This window comes from Marinobacterium sp. NO-S09 (assembly GCF_059179545.1).
In genome coordinates this window covers 352333-369638 of sequence record NZ_CP168954.1, presented here as the reverse complement: position 1 = coordinate 369638, position 17306 = coordinate 352333, and the positions used below count along the sequence as shown (strand labels likewise).

Here is a 17306-nt window from a genome sequence, read left to right as displayed (position 1 = left end):
CTCAGGATTCCTTTTTGGTTGGCTTGGGCCAGTTGTTCAGATTCACCTGCTTGCCACGGGCCACTGCCAGTTGTCCTTCGCCAACTGTTTTGGTGATGGTCGAGCCGGCCCCCACGGTTGCGCCTGCCTCGATGTCGACAGGGGCTACCAGTGCACTGTTGGAACCGATAAAAGCACCGTCGCCGATCCGGGTGGTGGATTTATTGACCCCGTCATAGTTGCACGTAATCGTACCAGCACCCACGTTAACGTCAGCCCCTACCTCAGCATCACCGATATAACTCAGATGATTCACCTTGGAGCCGGCGCCGATACGTGCCTTCTTGGTTTCGACAAAGTTACCAACCTTACTCCCGGCGGACAGCTCAGTGCCGGGGCGCAGTCGTGCAAAAGGACCAATCTGGGCATGTTCCGCAACAACCGCACCGTCGATCATGGAGTTGGCTTCGATGCGCGTGCCGGTGCCAATGCGGGCGTTACGGATAATGCAGTTGGCGCCGATCTCGACACCTTCCTCCAGCACCACTTCGCCTTCAAAAATGGCATTGATATCGATCAGCACATCCTGGCCAACCGTCAGGTCGCCCCGAATATCGATACGTGCCGGATCGGCCAGGGTTACGCCCGATGCCATCAGCGTCTCTGCTCGCTGACGCTGATACCAGCGCTCCAGTTGTGCCAGTTGCATGCGGTTGTTAACGCCCTGAACTTCCTGCTCGGCTTCCGGCTGAATCGCACGCACACGCATGCCTTCTTCTGCAGCCATGGCAATCACATCCGTGAGGTAGTATTCGCCCTGGGCGTTGTCGGACGACAGACGCGGTAGCCACTCATGCAGCGCAGCCGATGGCAGTGCCAGAATGCCGGTATTCACTTCACGCACCAGCTGTTCCTGCTCGGTGGCATCCTTGTGTTCGACAATCGCCACCACATCACCCACGGCGTTGCGGATAATGCGGCCATAGCCTGTGGGATCTTCGAGCGTGACCGTCAGCAGGCCCAGATCGCCCTGGGCAGCAATATGCGTAAGCTTTTCCAGCGTATCCGGGCGCGTCAGCGGCACATCACCGTAGAGCACCAGCACGACAGATTCCTGATCGATATTCGGCATCGCCTGCGCCACCGCGTGACCGGTGCCCAACTGCTCGCGCTGCCAAACAAAGCTCAACCCCTGATCCGCCATCGCCTGCTCGACCTGCTCGCCTTCATGACCGATGACCACATGAAGGCCCTGCGGCTGGAGTTGCCTCGCACTGTCAATTACGTGCTGCAGCATGGGTTTTCCCGCCAGGGTATGCATCACCTTGGGCAGCGCCGATTTCATGCGACTACCCTGTCCGGCAGCCAGAATCACTACGTCCGTTTTCATAAAGTCTCAAGCCTCGGCAGCGCGGGATCTGTCACACCACCTTCATATACGTTTGGCACGACTTTAGCTTATACTGCTCAACGATCAAGACCAATTGTCACAAATAAAATGACAAAATGAATCAAACTCTCTTCAAACAACTTGGCCTGAGCGAGCGGGATGTCCTTGTATACAGGGCATTGCTGGCATCCGGCCCGAGCTCAATTCGAACCATTGCTGAACGAGCCGGTGTCAATCGCGGCAGTACATACGAATGCCTGAAGAGCCTGCAGCAGCGCGGTATCGTCACCTACCAGCCACGTGGCAAGCGGCGTTACTTTTCAGCCCGTGAGCCCGAAGTGCTACTACAACTGGCGGATGAGCGTCGGGAACAGCTGGACCGTGCCATCGACCAGCTGAAAACCTCGGTGATTCCTGATCTGCACCACCTCAAGCCGGACTTCAGCATCGCCAATGTAGAGTTCTATGAGGGTGACGCCGGCATCGAACAGGTGCTGCGTGACGTGCTTAATCGTGTCGGTGGCCAGGACGATCCGGTCTATTCCGTATTCTCCTCCAAGCCCATACGGCCTCTGCTCTACCGGCCTTTCCCGAACTTTACTGCGCAACGTATCGCACGCGGGATTCGTGTGCGTGCCATTGCCATTGGTGAAGGGGGTGAAAGCGCCGAGCTGTCGGAGCGCAAATGGATTCGCACTGAAGGGCCGGTGGATGCGGCCTATATCGCTATTTATCCGCCCCGCTGTGCCATCATTTCGCTTGCGTCCGATAATTACCCAACGGCCGTGGTGATCGATTCACGGGAAGTGGCAGCAGCTCAGCAGATTATCTTTAATACGCTCTGGGGCCTGCTGTAACAGGTATAAGGGAGGGTCATATCCAGGGCTTTTTCAGGACACAAAAAAAGCAGCCCGAAGGCTGCTTTTTTGTGCGTTGTCGGAAAACCGGTTACTTGCCGGCCTTGCGACGAATCTGCTGCAGGGTTCGCAGCTGGGCAGCTGCTTCAGCCAACTGGGCCGCAGCACGGGAGTATTCAAACTCGCCGGTCTTGTCGGCCATCGCATGCTCGGCATGCTTCTGGGCTTCAATTGCTGCAGCTTCACTCAGATCACCCGCGCGCAGTGCTGTATCAGCCAGCACTGTCACTTTGTGCGGCTGGACTTCAATGAAGCCACCGGAGACGTAGAACACGTCTTCTTTACCGCCCTGCGTACGCAGCTCGACAGGGCCTGGTTTCAGTTCCGTCAGAAGCGGAGCGTGACCCGGGTATACACCCAGATCACCCAGGCTACCTGTCACGGAGACAAATTCGATAAGGCCGGAGAAGATCTCCTCCTCAGCACTTACGATGTCACAATGAACAGTCATAGCCATCTTGATTACCTCTTAAAAGGTTCCGCTCGGAACGATTACAGGCCTTTCGCTTTCTCGACTGCTTCGTCGATAGTGCCGACCATGTAGAACGCCTGCTCCGGCAGGTGATCGTACTCACCATCCAGGATGCCCTTGAAGGCACGGATGGTTTCTTTCAGCGGCACGTATTTACCCGGTGCACCGGTAAATACTTCAGCTACGAAGAACGGCTGAGACAGGAAGCGCTGGATCTTACGCGCACGGGATACAGTCTGCTTGTCTTCTTCAGACAGCTCGTCCATACCCAGGATCGCGATGATGTCCTTCAGCTCCTTGTAACGCTGCAGAGTAGACTGCACGCCACGAGCGATTTCGTAGTGTTCCTGACCGATAACCAGCGGATCCAGCTGACGAGAAGTGGAATCCAGAGGGTCAATCGCCGGGTAGATACCCAGCTCCGCGATCTGACGAGACAGTACTACAGTCGCGTCAAGGTGGGAGAAGGTGGTCGCCGGAGACGGGTCGGTCAAGTCATCCGCCGGTACGTATACCGCCTGGATAGACGTGATGGAACCAGTCTTGGTAGAGGTGATACGCTCCTGCAGAACGCCCATCTCTTCCGCCAGTGTCGGCTGGTAACCTACCGCAGAAGGCATACGACCCAGCAGTGCAGATACCTCTGTACCCGCCAGGGTGTAACGGTAGATGTTGTCGACGAACAGCAGTACGTCACGGCCTTCATCACGGAATTTTTCCGCCATGGTCAGACCGGTCAGGGCTACACGCAGACGGTTGCCGGGCGGCTCGTTCATCTGACCGTAGACCATTGCTACTTTAGACTTGTCGAACTGCTCAACGTTAACAACGCCAGCTTCCTGCATCTCGTGGTAGAAGTCGTTACCCTCACGAGTACGCTCACCTACACCTGCGAATACAGACAGACCGGAGTGCTGAGTCGCGATGTTGTTGATCAGCTCCATCATGTTTACGGTTTTACCTACACCGGCACCACCGAACAGACCGATCTTACCACCCTTGGCAAACGGGCATACCAGGTCGATAACCTTGATGCCGGTTTCCAGCAGTTCGTTGGTCGCAGCCTGATCCGCGTAGGACGGCGCTTTACGGTGGATGGCGTAACGCTCTTCTTCACCGATCGGACCACATTCGTCGATCGGGTTACCCAGAACGTCCATGATACGACCCAGAGTGGCCGTACCAACCGGTACAGATACCGGCGCGCCAGTGTTGACTGTTTCCAGACCACGGTTCAGACCTTCAGTCTGACCCATGGCAATTGCACGTACGACACCGTCGCCCAGCTGCTGCTGAACTTCCAGTGTCAGGCCGGTTTTTTCGACGGTCAATGCGTCGTAAACCTTCGGTACGTTGTCACGCGGGAATTCCACGTCCACAACCGCACCGATAATCTGAACAATACGTCCGCTACTCATGTTCGGATCCTCTTAACTTTTAAACCTGTTCACTGCGTTAAACAGCAGCAGCACCACCGACGATCTCGGAAATTTCCTGAGTAATCGCCGCCTGACGAGCCTTGTTGTATACCAATTGCAGCTCATCAATAAGGTTGCCGGCGTTATCGGTTGCGTTCTTCATCGCCAGCATACGTGCTGCCTGCTCACAGGCATTGTTCTCAACCACGGCCTGATAGACCAGGGACTCGATGTAACGCGTCAGCAGGCCGTTCAACAGCTCTTCCGCGTCAGGTTCATACAGATAGTCCCAGTGATGGTTGAGATTCTCATCATCGTCTTCCGCCTTCAGCGGCAGCAGCTGCTCAACGGTCGGCTTCTGGGTCATGGTGTTCACGAAGTCGTTAGACACGATGAACAGTTGATCCAGTTTGCCTTCGTCGAAGTTATCCAGCATCACCTTGACCGAACCGATCAGCTGTTCCAGTTCCGGCGCATCGCCGAGACCGCCTTTCGCTGCTACGACGTTACCGCCGAAGTTACGGAAGAAGGTGATTGCCTTGGAACCCAGTGCACAGACATCAACTTCGATGTTCTGATCATGGAATTCCTTCATTTTGCTTACAGCTGCCTTGAACGCGTTAACGTTCAAACCGCCACAGAGGCCACGGTCGGATGCCACAACAATGAAACCGACTCGTTTGACCTCACGCTCCTGCATATAGAGGTGCTGGTATTCAGGGTTGGCTTTCGCCAGGTGCTGAATCACACCACGGATGCGCTGGGCGTACGGACGTGAAGACTGCATGCGATCCTGGGCCTTGCGCATTTTCGACGCAGCAACCATTTCCATGGCGCTGGTGATCTTGCGCGTGCTGCCAATGCTCGCAATCTGCGTCTTAATCTCTTTTCCGACTGCCATAGTTCCGCCTATTAAACTTGACTCAGTATTGGACCGGCCGGTGTTACTGGCCGGTCACCAGCTCTGACGAGCGATTACCAAGTTTGGGTAGACTTGAACTTCTCGATGCCAGCCTTGAACTGAGCCGCGATTTCGTCGTCGTAACCGCCTTTCTCGTTCACTTTCGCCATCAGATCAGCGTGTTCGCTGTTGAAGTAGGCGACCAGGGCTGTTTCGAAAGCACCGATCTTGTCCAGCTCGACACCTTTCAGGAAGCCTTCGTTGGCAGCGTACAGGCTCAGACCCATGTCAGCGACGGACATCGGCGAGTACTGCTTCTGCTTCATCAGCTCGGTAACGGCCTGGCCGTGTTCCAGCTGGTCACGAGTAGCATCATCCAGGTCGGAAGCGAACTGTGCGAACGCTGCCAGCTCACGGTACTGAGCCAGTGCCAGACGCACACCGCCACCCAGCTTCTTGATGATCTTGGTCTGGGCAGAACCACCAACTCGGGATACGGACAGACCTGCGTTGATTGCAGGACGTACGCCAGAGTTGAACAGGCTGGTTTCCAGGAAGATCTGACCGTCGGTGATGGAGATAACGTTGGTCGGTACGAACGCAGATACGTCGCCACCCTGGGTCTCGATGATCGGCAGCGCGGTCAGGGAACCGGTCTGGCCTTTCACTTCGCCATTGGTGAACTGTTCAACGTAATCGGCATTGACGCGGGACGCACGTTCCAGCAGACGGGAGTGCAAGTAGAATACGTCACCCGGATATGCTTCACGGCCCGGCGGACGACGCAGCAGCAGAGAGATCTGACGGTATGCCCAAGCCTGCTTGGTCAGGTCGTCAAATACGATCAGCGCGTCTTCACCGCGGTCACGGAAGTATTCACCCATGGTTGCACCGGCGTACGGTGCCAGGTACTGCATGGCAGCCGGATCGGCAGCGCCTGCAGCCACGACGATGGTGTGATCCATTGCGCCGTGCTCTTCCAGCTTGCGTACCACGTTAGCGATAGTGGACTGTTTCTGCCCGATCGCAACGTAGATACATTTAATACCAGTGCCTTTCTGGTTGATGATCGCATCGATAGCGATAGCAGTCTTACCGATCTGACGGTCACCGATGATCAGCTCACGCTGACCACGACCAACCGGCACCATCGCGTCGATTGCTTTCAGACCGGTCTGAACCGGCTCATCAACAGACTGACGTGCGATTACGCCCGGCGCTACTTTTTCAACAGCGTCGGTGATTTTCGCGTCGATCGGACCCTTGCCGTCGATCGGGTTACCCAGCGCGTCTACAACGCGACCGAGCAGTTCCGGACCTACCGGTACTTCAAGGATACGACCAGTACAACGGGCAGTCATGCCCTCTACCAGACCCTGGTAGTCGCCCAGTACTACGGCGCCAACAGAGTCACGTTCCAGGTTAAGCGCCATACCGTAGACGCCACCCGGGAATTCGATCATCTCGCCGTACATAACGTCGGCAAGACCGTGGATCAGGATAATACCATCGGAAACACTAACGATGGTGCCCTCGTTACGGGCTTCAGAAGACACGTCGAGCTTTTCGATGCGCTTCTTGAGAATCTCGCTGATCTCAGAAGGATTCAGTTGCTGCATTGTTATTCCTCACACTCAGGAATTCATCGCTTCGGCCAGTTTCGCCAGTCGTGCACGAACGGAACCATCGATCACAAGGTCACTGGAGCGAACGACCACACCACCGATGATGGACTTGTCCACCTGGGAGGTTAGCTTCACTTCACGACCCAGCTTGCTGCTGAGGGCTTGCGCCAGTTTTTCCTGCTGTGCGTCATCCAGAGCGAACGCGGTGGTCAGGTCAACATCGACCTTCATTTCCAGGTTTGCTTTCAGAATGTCGAACTGTGCAGAGATTTCCGGCAACAGCGCCAGGCGGCGGTTTTCAGCCAGCAGGCTGATAAAGTTCTTGCCGGCATCGTCAATCTGCTTTTCGCAGACGGCGATGACCAGCCCCGCTTTCTGTTCAGCTGTCAGTGCCGGATTACCCAGCAGTTGATCCAGATCGCTGTCCTGGACCGCCTGAGCGGCCAGGGACAGCAGATTGGACCACTGATCGAGGTTGCCCTTGTCGCGCGCAAATTCGAACGCGGCTTTGGTGTAGGGCCGAGCGACTGTATTGAGTTCAGCCATCGTAAACCTCGCTTAAAGCTCAGCGGCCAGTTTCTCAACCAGCTGCGCGTGCGCTTTTTCGTCAACAGAGGCTTCCAGAATCTTCTCGGCACCGGCAATTGCCAGTACGCCAACCTGTGCACGCAGAGCTTCGCGTGCCTGGTTGATTTCCTGATCGAGTTCCGCCTGAGCAGATGCTTTCACGCGATTTGCTTCTTCACGTGCCTGCTCTTTGGCTTCTTCGATAATCTGGTTAGCCCGCTTGTTGGCCTGTTCAATGATGGCGGCTGCCTCTTCCTTGCTTGAACGCATGTCGTCAGCGGCTTTTTCCTGAGCCAGCTTCAGATCACGTTCAGCACGGTCGGCCGCATCAAGCCCTTCGGCAATCTTCTTCTTACGCTCAGCCAGCGCGCCGGTGATCGGCGGCCAGACGTATTTCATACAAAATACGACGAAGAGGAAGAATGCAATGGCCTGACCAATGATGGTGAGATTGATATTCACGCCATTACCTCTCGCGGTTGTCGGTTTAAGTAGTTACGTAAAACGCTATCCAAACTACTTATTAGCCAGCAACAGCGAACAGGACGTACAGGCCCAGACCTACACCGATCATCGGGATCGCGTCGACCAGACCCATGACGATGAAGAACTGGGTACGCAGCAGCGGTACCAGCTCAGGCTGACGAGCAGCACCTTCCAGGAATTTGCCACCCAGGATACCGATGCCGATAGCAGCACCGATTGCACCCAGACCCAGCATCAGAGCAGCAGCGATATACAGCAGTTCCATTTTCTTCTCCAACAGTTTTTCAAGGTTAAGTTTAAGTTTTCAGAGTTTTACAAAAGTAAATCGTTAGCTATCCGATCGCACTCAGTGATCATCGTGAGCCATGGCCAAGTAGACAATCGTCAGGACCATGAAGATGAACGCCTGCAGCGTGATGACCAGAATGTGGAAGATCGCCCAGGGCACGGACAGCACCCACTGTGCCCAGAACGGCAGCAGCGCGATCAGGATAAAGATCATTTCACCGGCATACATGTTACCGAACAGTCGCAGAGCCAGGGATACCGGCTTGGCCAGCAGACCTACGATTTCCAGGAACAGGTTGAACGGTGCAAAGACTTTCGGCAGCGGCTGGAAAGACAGCTCTTTCAGGAAACCGCTGATGCCTTTTTGCTTGATACTGTAGTACACGATCAGGCCGAAGACACTGAACGCCATGCCACCTGTAATGTTAACGTCGGTGGTCGGTACAATCTTGAAATAGCCGATACCCATCTGGCCGGCGATGTACGGAACCCAGTCGATCGGCACCAGGTCCATCAGGTTCATCAGGAAGATCCAGACGAAGATGGTAAGCGCCAGCGGCGCGATCACCGGATTCTTGTGATGGAAGATACCTTTCACGCTGTCATCGATGAATTCGATGATGCTTTCAACGAAGTTCTGTGCGCCGCCCGGAACACCGGAAGTCACGGACTTGGCTACCTTGCGGAAGAACCATACAAATAGAAGACCCAGGCCAACTGACCAGAGCATGCTATCAACGTTGATTGCCCAGAAACCCATCTCCGCCGCCTGCTGTGCTGTCTCAGCAGCATTTGCACCATGTGCAAACCCCCAGCCATTTTCGGGATGAAGACCGAATGTCAGGTTGGTCAGGTGGTGGGATATGTATTCTGAGGATGTAACTGTTCCACTTGCCATTCTCAGTGTCTCTCATTCAAAGTTTTTCAGGAACTGGTCTTGAACAGCTTCAATTGCAGCATCCAGCCGGATAGTTGCAGCAATATGAAGGTGCCAAATAGGGAAAATGGGCTCAGAGGTCGAACCAGCAGGAAGGTTGCGCTGAAAAGCGCGACCGCCAGCATCATTTTCCCTATTTCGCTCGCGTACATACTGACCAGTACGTGTCGTGCGCTACTGTCATGCCGGTTACCCAGGGCACGCCAGGCAAAATACAAGTTGGGCAGCAGGTAAAGCAGCCCGCCCAGCAGGGCTGAATAGGCTTCTACTGTGCCGAGCAGCAAACAGGCCGCAGATACCAACAGTACCAACGCGGCCTGGTAGGCAAAGATGCGCATGAAGCCGCCAAAGCTGCGTCGCCCGTGGCGACTGCGCGCTGCCGGCGCCTGTCCTGCATCATCTTTTCTCAATTTCGATCCTGCTTTCAGCCTGAACAGTGCCCAAATTGCGGCCCGATTATAGGCATTTGCCCTCATATTCTCAACTGAAACCGGACCCTTTTGCACTAAGGTCTTAGCAGGATCATCCCTTTAACCCCTCCCCCTCTGCAGCGGCCTAGCCAAGCAGCTGCAGAATGGCATCAAGCTCTTCACGGGATTTGAAATCGATCGCAATCCGGCCCTTGCCGTTGCTGCTTGCCTTGATGCTGACAGGCGCCGAAAAGCGCTGTGACAGTTCACCGGCACGCTGCTGCAACTCGGGATCCGGCTGGACTGCCGGCTTGGGCTCGGGTGCCTCGCCCTGCTGCTGATAACGTTTAACCAGCTGTTCGGTTTCACGTACCGACAGCCCCTTGGCGACCACTTCATCGGCCGCCTTGATCTGCAGCAGGCCTTCCAGCGCCAGCAAGGCACGGGCATGGCCCATTTCCAGATCGCCGTATTCCAGCATCCGCTTCACTTCATCGCTCAGGCTCATCAGACGCAGCAGGTTGGCAATGGTTGAGCGGGACTTGCCGACCGCATCGGCCACTTGCTGCTGCGTCAGCTCAAACTCGGTCTGCAAGCGTTGCAACGCGATGGCTTCTTCGATCGGGTTGAGGTTCTCGCGCTGGATGTTTTCAATCAGCGCCATGGCAATGGCCGCTTCATCAGGCACATCCCGCACCATGGCCGGAATACGGCTCAGACCCGCCATTTCTGCCGCACGCCAGCGACGCTCGCCTGCGATGATCTCATAGCGGCCATCATCCAGCGGGCGTACAACGATGGGCTGCATGACGCCCTGGGACTTGATGGAGCTGGCCAGATCTTCCAGCGCCTGGGGTTCCAGATCACGACGCGGCTGGTAACGGCCGCGTTGCAGATCTTCCAGCGCCAGCTCACGCAGAGGCTGGTCTGCTGTTACGCCGGCAGTGTTGTCCGCTGACGCGTTTGCCTGCACATTGTCGGCAGATACATCCGACAGGAGCGCATCCAGGCCACGCCCCAATCCCCTTTTTTTCGCCACCATCAATCCGTTTCCTGTTCCGTTGTTGCCTCTGTAACCTCTTCCGCTTTCGCCGCTTCACCTGCGCTATCACCGGCTTCCTGTTCCGTGCGTCGAATCAGCTCGCCCGCCAGTGCCAGGTAGGCCAGGGCACCACGGGAGTGCTTGTCATACTGCAGTGCCGGCAGACCATGGCTGGGCGCTTCGGCCAGGCGCACGTTACGTGGAATCACCGTGCGATAAACCTTGTCGCCAAAATACTCGACCAGATGACTGGATACGTCTTTGGTGAGACTCATGCGCGGATCGAACATGGTGCGCAGTATGCCTTCGATACGCAGCGAAGGGTTGAGGCGCTGATTGATCTTGTTGATGGTGCCCACCAGCGCACTGATCCCTTCCAGTGCGTAGTATTCGCACTGCATCGGGATGATGACACCGGATGAGGCCGCCAGTGCATTGACCGTCAGCAGACTCAGCGAAGGCGGATTGTCGATGAGGATGTAGTCATAGTCATCCATGACATCGGTCAGTGCCATTTTGAGGCGGAACTCGCGTCGTGGCAGCTGCAGCAGTTCCACTTCGGCCGCGGTCAGATCACCGTTGGCACCAGCCACATGGTAACCACACTCGGTATCGGTGAGGATGCAGGCGCGCACATCGGCCTGGCCGGTCAGCAGCTCATACACCGAGTGCTCCAGCGCATGCTTGTCGATACCACTGCCCATGGTGGCATTACCCTGAGGGTCCAGATCAATCATCAGTACCCGTTTATGGGTTGCCGCCAGTGAGGCTGCCAGATTGACGCAGGTCGTCGTCTTGCCCACGCCACCTTTCTGGTTGGTGATGGTAATGATCTTGGCCACGCTTATACGCTCCCTAGAACCAGCAGGTGCCGCTCGCCGTCGCTGACCGGCAGCTCAAGCCGGTGGCTTTCCTTGAGGGTATACCCTGATGGAATCTGTTCGATTTCGGAATCAGGATACAGCCCTTTCATGGCAAGAAAAACACCTGAGGGCGCACACAGGTGGCCACTCAGATCAAGCATATCCTGCAGGGATGCGAAGGCACGGGAAATCACCATATCAAACGGCGGCTCTTCAACTGCTTCAACACGACCATTGATGACCTGGAGGTTGTCCAGCCCCAGTTCTGCCTTGACCTGCACCTGGAAACGGGTCTTTTTGCCGTTGCTGTCCAGTGTTGTTACCTGCAGGTCCGGCCGGCAGATCGCCAGCGGAATGCCGGGCAAGCCGGGACCACTGCCCACATCCAGCAAACGCCCTTCGCCGATCCAGGGCAGGACACTGAGACTGTCGATCAGATGGCGTCCAATCATGGCAGCCGGATCCCTGACCGCAGTCAGGTTGTAGGCCTTGTTCCATTTCACCAGCAGGCCATGGTAAGCCAGTAATTGGTCGATTTGGGTGTCGGTCAGTTCAATCTGCAGCGGCTTGATGCCCTGCAGCAAAAGTTCACGATATTCCTGCATTAACGCGCCACCTGCTCCTGTGAAGCGACTGCCTTTTTCATATGGCGTTTCTTGAGGTACACCAGCAACAGGGAAATTGCTGCCGGGGTCATCCCCTGGATCCTTGAAGCCTGTGCCAGTGTGACCGGACGCTGCTGCATCAGCTTTGCCTTCAGCTCGTTGGACAGGCCACTGACCTGCTCATAGTCAAAGTCATCCGGCAGCGGCGTATTTTCCTGCCGACGCATCTGATCGATCTCATCTTTCTGGCGATCGATGTAGCCGGAATACTTGAGCTGGATTTCGACCTGCTCCGCCGCCTGAACATCATCAACCGCCTCGCCTTTCAGGCTCGCCACATCGGCGTAGCCCAACTCGGGCCGCTTGATCAGGTCAGCCAGGTTGTATTCACGTCCCAACGGGGTTTTCAGTTTGCTATCCAGCTGTTCCGCTTCAGGTGTAGCCGGGTGCACCCAGGTGCTGCGCAGGCGCTGTAACTCCTGCTCCATTGCCTCGCGCTTGGCCTCGAAACGCGCCCAGCGCTGGTCACCCACCAGACCGAGCTGACGGCCCTTCTCGGTGAGGCGCAGATCTGCATTGTCTTCACGCAGGATCAAACGGTATTCCGCACGGCTGGTGAACATGCGATAGGGCTCGGAGGTGCCGTGGGTGATCAGGTCATCCACCATGACACCGATGTAGGCTTCATCACGGCGCGGATACCAGCTGTCGCGCTCCAGTGAGCGAGCCGCTGCGTTGTAACCGGCCAGCAAACCCTGGGCACCAGCCTCTTCATAGCCTGTGGTGCCGTTGATCTGACCGGCAAAGAAGAGACCCGGCACATGACGGGTTTCCAGCGTGTGCTTCAGATCTTGCGGATTGAAGAAATCATATTCGATGGCGTAGCCGGGACGGGTGATATGCGCTTGTTCAAACCCTGTGATCGATCGCACCAGTTCCATCTGCACATCAAACGGCAGGCTGGTGGAGATACCGTTGGGGTAAAGCTCATGGGTGGTCAGGCCTTCCGGCTCGACAAACACCTGGTGGCGATCCTTGTCGGCAAAACGGTTGATCTTGTCTTCAATTGACGGGCAGTAACGCGGACCTATGCCCTCAATCACCCCGGTATACATGGGCGAACGATCGAGGCCGTTGCGGATGATGTCATGGGTGCGATTGTTGGTGTAGGTGATGAAACAGTTCACCTGCTGCGGGTGTTCGTCCTGGCTGCCCATGAACGACATTACCGGTGTTGGCGTATCACCGGGCTGTGCTTCCATGACCGAGAAATCAACACTGCGCGCATCAATACGTGGCGGTGTTCCCGTTTTAAGTCGGTCTACACGAAATGGCATTTCACGTAGGCGCTGTGCCAGACGAATGGATGGCGGGTCCCCGGCACGGCCACCATCATGATTATCCAGACCGATATGGATGACACCCCCGAGGAATGTTCCTGCGGTCAGTACCACTGATTTGGCATGGAAACGGATACCGGTCTGGGTGACAACCCCAGCAACCTGTTCGCCATCCATGATCAGGTCATCGGCTGCCTGCTGAAAAATCTGCAGGTTGACCTGATTTTCCAGAATCGAGCGCACCGCTGCCTTGTACAAGACCCTGTCTGCCTGAGCACGGGTTGCACGTACCGCTGGTCCCTTACGCGCGTTCAGTACCCTGAATTGAATACCACCTCGATCCGTTGCACGTGCCATGGCGCCATCCAGAGCATCAATCTCTTTCACCAGATGACTTTTGCCGATGCCACCAATTGCCGGATTGCAGGACATCTGTCCCAGCGTCTCGATGTTATGGGTTAACAGCAGCGTTTTGGCACCGATGCGGGCGGCTGCCAAAGCAGCTTCGGTGCCGGCATGTCCGCCACCAATCACGATCACATCAAAGCGGTCAGGGTAGTCCACTGAAGGCCTCACAGATTACAGGTTAGAGCTGGCCGTGTATGGCCGAAGAAAAGGATGACAAGTATAGCGTTCCGGGAAGCGTTAAGAAATGGTCAAAATTTAATCAGACCCTATCTGGCACTGTTTGACCTTTCTCTCCTTATATATAGAAAGAAGAGAGAATATATATTTAAAGAAGATTGTTATTGTTTGTTATGTATGGGGACAGGGTTTTTACGGGATATCTATGATTTTCCTTTATAAGTCATCAGCTTATGGCGATCCAAACCCTGTTGCCCGAATCCCCTGGAGCTGGTTGCGTGCTGAGGACAGCTTGTGGGCAGAAAGGCTGTTTATACACAGGATAAAACTGTCCCGAACCTGATCACAGTTATTCACTGGTCAGTATCACAGCAAATCTCCAGCCTCTTGTGCATAACATTTTGCCTGCACAACACTGTGAGTCAGCTTGGGATAAGCGCCTCATATCTTATGGATATCCTTCTGGAATGCAAAATTTAATACAGAAAATCTGTGGTCCCCTATGTGCGTAAGTCTGTGAATGAAGTGTATAACCTGTCAGTGGCAGACAAGCGTTCGTTGTTAATAAAGTTCCCATGAAAGCAGGTGCATCCTGAAAAAACTTGCAAAATCAGTGCTTTGCAGGTCTTTTGTATGTGGGTATGTATGTGAGTAGTGTACTTTTCAACAGCTGTGCAAGTCGTTGAACTCAATCATTGATTGGTATTTATACACTTGAGTGTGTTGAAAATTGGCCTGTGGAAAGTGAAAAAAATTTTCAGGCGGGCGTAAAACGAGCTGTGGGTAAGTTGCGGCCGCTGGAGCGGCCGCAGGCAGGGAAGCTGACAGTTACTGGCGAATGCCTTCAACACTGAGGATCAGGAGGACTTCTTCAGACTTGGGGCCCAGCTGTGCATTGATGCCAAAATCGGCCAGACGGATCTTGGTGGTGCCTTCAAAACCGGCGCGGTAGTTGCCCCAGGGGTCATCACCCTCGCCGACGACCGCAGCATCGATAACCACTTCCCTGGTTACGCCGTGCAGAGTGAGGTCACCGGTAACGGCCAGACGACCATTATCCAGCGCTTCGACACCGGTGGAAACAAAGCTGGCTTCCGGGTATGCGTCGACATCCAGGAAGTCACCGCTGCGCAGGTGCTTGTCACGCTCGGCGTGGTCGGAATCAACACTGGCAGGATCAATATTGACGCTGATGCGGCTGGCTTCGGGGGCGTCCGCGTCCCAGCTGAAGGTACCTTCGAAATCGTTGAAACGTCCATACAGCCAGCTGAAACCCAGGTGGCTGATCTTGAAGTTGATGAAAGCATGCTGGCCCTGAGTGTCGATGGCGTAATCAGCAGCCTGTGCCGATACACCTGTCAGTGCCAGAGATGCGCCCAGAACGATGGAGCCCAGAGTTTTTTTCATAGATTAATCCTCGTATGTCGGTGATGAAGGTTTAAGCATGCGAACCAAAGTGGTATCCCGGTCAATCAGGTGATGTTTGACTGCGCCCAGGGCGTGAAGTGCCGCAAGAGCCAGCATGCTGATGGCGGCCCAATAATGCACCTTGCCGGCAAGATCGGCCTGGCCTTCGATGCCGCTGATGATGGCAGGCACCTCAAACCAGCCGAACAGGCTGATGCCTTCGCCCTTGGCGGTGGAAATCAGGTAACCACTGACCAGAATCACGGCCAGCAGTACGTAAAGAAGGGTATGTGTCATGCCCGCCATCACGCGCTCCCACTGGCGGTGGCCTTTGGGGGCTGTGGGTGTGGGCTGGCGCCAGCGCCAGTAAAAACGGAACAGGAGCAGCGGGATCAGCAGGAGACCGATGCTTTTATGCCAAAAGGGTGCGACCTGGTACCAGGGGCTGTAATAGCCCAGATCCACCATCCAGAGCCCGACAATGGCGAGACCGATCAGGGTAATCGCCATACTCCAGTGTATGAAGATGGCGATCCAGCCATAGGATGATGTGTGGTTGTTCAGCTGCATGGGGTCTCCTCCAATTGAATAGGCTTATTGTGGCAGCCTGTTTGGAGGAGATGAATCAGAGTAATTTGACCAAAATGATCAATATATTCGATATTAGCCTTTAATAAGGGATGGTTATTCGAATTACTTATTTACCAATACAGAAAGAACTGAAGATCCTGCCCAGGAGGTCATCGGAGGTGAATTCGCCAGTGATTTCACTGAGTACCTGTTGAGCCTGACGCAGATCTTCTGCCAACAGCTCACCGGCTCCGTGCATTTGTAATTGTTCAGATCCTGTTTCCAGCAGCTCGCGTGTGCGCTCAAGTGCATCGATATGACGACGACGTGCCATGAAGCCGCCTTCTGTGGTGCTGCTGAAGCCCATGACTTCCTTCAAGTGCTGGCGCAGTTGGTCGACGCCCTCACCGCCCTTGGCGCTGAGTCGGATCAGGGTGTATTCGCCCTGCTGCTCCAGTCCGATGCTTTCCCGGGTCAGGTCTGCCTTGTTGCGGATGAGCGTGACATGGCTGAAATCATCCAGGTGATCGGCCAGCTCAGGCCAGAGTTCTGCCGGGTCGGTGGTGGCGGATTGGGTACTGTCGACCATCATCAGGATGCGGTCTGCTTTGCGGATTTCTTCCCAGGCGCGATCAATGCCGATCCGTTCCACGGCATCAGGTGCATCCCTGAGGCCGGCGGTATCGATTATATGCAACGGCATGCCATCAATGTGGATATGTTCGCGCAGCACATCGCGGGTGGTGCCTTCGATATCCGTCACGATGGCGGTTTCACGTCCGGCAAGCGCATTGAGCAGGCTTGATTTGCCGGCATTGGGGCGGCCGGCAATCACCACATTCATGCCTTCACGCAGCAGGCTGCCCTGGCGGGCTTCCTGACGTACGGTCTGCAAATGGTTCAGAATCTGGTCCAGGTCATTCTGAACCTTGCCGTCGGCCAGGAAGTCGATCTCCTCTTCCGGGAAGTCGATGGCCGCTTCCACATAGATACGAAGTTGGATCAGCGATTCCACCAGCGCGTGTACACGCTCGGAAAACGCCCCTTGCAGAGAGCGTAATGCACAGCGCGCAGCCTGCTCCGATGAGCTGTCGATCAGATCGGCAATCGCCTCGGCCTGGGCGAGGTCGAGTTTGTCATTGAGAAAGGCGCGCTCGGAAAACTCGCCCGGTCGTGCCAGGCGGGCCCCCAGCTTGATTACGCGTTGAAGTAACAGATCAATAATCACCGGGCCGCCATGCCCCTGCAACTCGACTACATCGTCACCGGTAAAGGAGTGCGGATTCGGGAAATAGAGTGCTATGCCCTGATCCAGCTCCTGCCCATCTTCGCCCAAAAAAGGAGTGTAATGAGCATGACGTGGCTTGGGAGTGAAGCCCAGCAACTGTTCGGCCAGAGTCAGAGCGTCCGGGCCTGACAGGCGGATAATACCGACACCGCCCCGTCCGGGTGGGGTCGCCTGGGCTGCAATGGTGTCCTGTTGTGTGGCGAGCATGCGGGTCTC

Annotated in this window: 18 protein-coding genes; 1 reads left to right on the top strand and 17 read right to left on the bottom strand. The window is 55.5% G+C overall.

What is annotated here, in order from left to right; genetic code table 11:
* Position 1: 1 nt before the first annotated feature.
* Complete coding sequence (glmU, locus tag O3C79_RS01865; protein ID WP_494384587.1) at positions 2 to 1369, bottom strand: bifunctional UDP-N-acetylglucosamine diphosphorylase/glucosamine-1-phosphate N-acetyltransferase GlmU; 1368 nt, start codon at positions 1367 to 1369, stop codon at positions 2 to 4.
* Positions 1370 to 1485: 116 nt separating this feature from the next.
* On the opposite strand from glmU, the gene O3C79_RS01860 reads away from it, so the two are divergent.
* Positions 1486 to 2226 carry a TrmB family transcriptional regulator gene (locus O3C79_RS01860; RefSeq protein WP_494384586.1) on the top strand — a complete coding sequence of 247 codons (741 nt, stop codon included), beginning with the start codon at positions 1486 to 1488 and terminating at the stop codon, positions 2224 to 2226.
* Positions 2227 to 2317: 91 nt separating this feature from the next.
* Here the strand turns inward: O3C79_RS01860 and O3C79_RS01855 are convergent, their stop codons facing one another.
* The 16 genes from O3C79_RS01855 to mnmE form a co-directional block, all read right to left on the bottom strand.
* The gene (locus tag O3C79_RS01855; protein WP_010324490.1) at positions 2318 to 2743 is read right to left on the bottom strand and encodes a F0F1 ATP synthase subunit epsilon; all 426 of its coding nucleotides are present in this window, start codon (positions 2741 to 2743) and stop codon (positions 2318 to 2320) included.
* Positions 2744 to 2778: 35 nt separating this feature from the next.
* On the bottom strand, positions 2779 to 4176 hold the full coding sequence (atpD, locus tag O3C79_RS01850) for a F0F1 ATP synthase subunit beta (protein WP_010324489.1): 1398 nt from the start codon (positions 4174 to 4176) through the stop codon (positions 2779 to 2781).
* A gap of 37 nt (positions 4177 to 4213) precedes the next feature.
* Positions 4214 to 5077, bottom strand: a complete 864-nt coding sequence (atpG, locus tag O3C79_RS01845) for a F0F1 ATP synthase subunit gamma (protein ID WP_010324488.1) — start codon at positions 5075 to 5077, stop codon at positions 4214 to 4216.
* 74 nt (positions 5078 to 5151) lie between these two features.
* Positions 5152 to 6696 (bottom strand): F0F1 ATP synthase subunit alpha, encoded by a 1545-nt coding sequence (gene atpA / locus O3C79_RS01840; RefSeq protein ID WP_010324487.1) that lies wholly within the window; start codon positions 6694 to 6696, stop codon positions 5152 to 5154.
* Between the two features lie 15 nt (positions 6697 to 6711).
* Complete coding sequence (locus O3C79_RS01835) at positions 6712 to 7248, bottom strand: F0F1 ATP synthase subunit delta (RefSeq protein ID WP_010324486.1); 537 nt, start codon at positions 7246 to 7248, stop codon at positions 6712 to 6714.
* 12 nt (positions 7249 to 7260) lie between these two features.
* On the bottom strand, positions 7261 to 7731 hold the full coding sequence (locus tag O3C79_RS01830; protein WP_010324485.1) for a F0F1 ATP synthase subunit B: 471 nt from the start codon (positions 7729 to 7731) through the stop codon (positions 7261 to 7263).
* 61 nt (positions 7732 to 7792) lie between these two features.
* Entirely contained in the window at positions 7793 to 8020 is a 228-nt protein-coding gene (atpE, locus tag O3C79_RS01825; RefSeq protein WP_010324484.1) for a F0F1 ATP synthase subunit C, read from the bottom strand.
* An 81-nt stretch (positions 8021 to 8101) separates the two neighbouring features.
* A complete protein-coding gene (atpB, locus tag O3C79_RS01820; RefSeq protein ID WP_010324483.1) occupies positions 8102 to 8941 on the bottom strand; it encodes a F0F1 ATP synthase subunit A in 840 nt (279 codons plus the stop codon).
* A gap of 26 nt (positions 8942 to 8967) precedes the next feature.
* Complete coding sequence (locus O3C79_RS01815) at positions 8968 to 9390, bottom strand: ATP synthase subunit I (RefSeq protein ID WP_494384585.1); 423 nt, start codon at positions 9388 to 9390, stop codon at positions 8968 to 8970.
* A 145-nt stretch (positions 9391 to 9535) separates the two neighbouring features.
* Positions 9536 to 10432 carry a ParB/RepB/Spo0J family partition protein gene (locus O3C79_RS01810; protein WP_494384584.1) on the bottom strand — a complete coding sequence of 299 codons (897 nt, stop codon included), beginning with the start codon at positions 10430 to 10432 and terminating at the stop codon, positions 9536 to 9538.
* Positions 10432 to 11274, bottom strand: coding sequence for a ParA family protein (locus O3C79_RS01805; RefSeq protein WP_494384583.1), 843 nt, complete (start codon positions 11272 to 11274; stop codon positions 10432 to 10434). The genes O3C79_RS01810 and O3C79_RS01805 overlap by 1 nt, the downstream gene beginning before the upstream one ends.
* Positions 11275 to 11276: 2 nt before the next feature.
* The gene (gene rsmG, locus O3C79_RS01800) at positions 11277 to 11900 is read right to left on the bottom strand and encodes a 16S rRNA (guanine(527)-N(7))-methyltransferase RsmG (RefSeq protein ID WP_076465620.1); all 624 of its coding nucleotides are present in this window, start codon (positions 11898 to 11900) and stop codon (positions 11277 to 11279) included.
* Positions 11900 to 13804, bottom strand: coding sequence for a tRNA uridine-5-carboxymethylaminomethyl(34) synthesis enzyme MnmG (gene mnmG, locus O3C79_RS01795; RefSeq protein WP_494384582.1), 1905 nt, complete (start codon positions 13802 to 13804; stop codon positions 11900 to 11902). The genes rsmG and mnmG overlap by 1 nt, the downstream gene beginning before the upstream one ends.
* A gap of 849 nt (positions 13805 to 14653) precedes the next feature.
* A complete protein-coding gene (locus O3C79_RS01790; RefSeq protein ID WP_494384581.1) occupies positions 14654 to 15232 on the bottom strand; it encodes a YceI family protein in 579 nt (192 codons plus the stop codon).
* Between the two features lie 3 nt (positions 15233 to 15235).
* On the bottom strand, positions 15236 to 15802 hold the full coding sequence (locus tag O3C79_RS01785) for a cytochrome b (RefSeq protein WP_494384580.1): 567 nt from the start codon (positions 15800 to 15802) through the stop codon (positions 15236 to 15238).
* Between the two features lie 127 nt (positions 15803 to 15929).
* Entirely contained in the window at positions 15930 to 17297 is a 1368-nt protein-coding gene (mnmE, locus tag O3C79_RS01780) for a tRNA uridine-5-carboxymethylaminomethyl(34) synthesis GTPase MnmE (RefSeq protein ID WP_494384579.1), read from the bottom strand.
* Positions 17298 to 17306 lie beyond the last annotated feature (9 nt).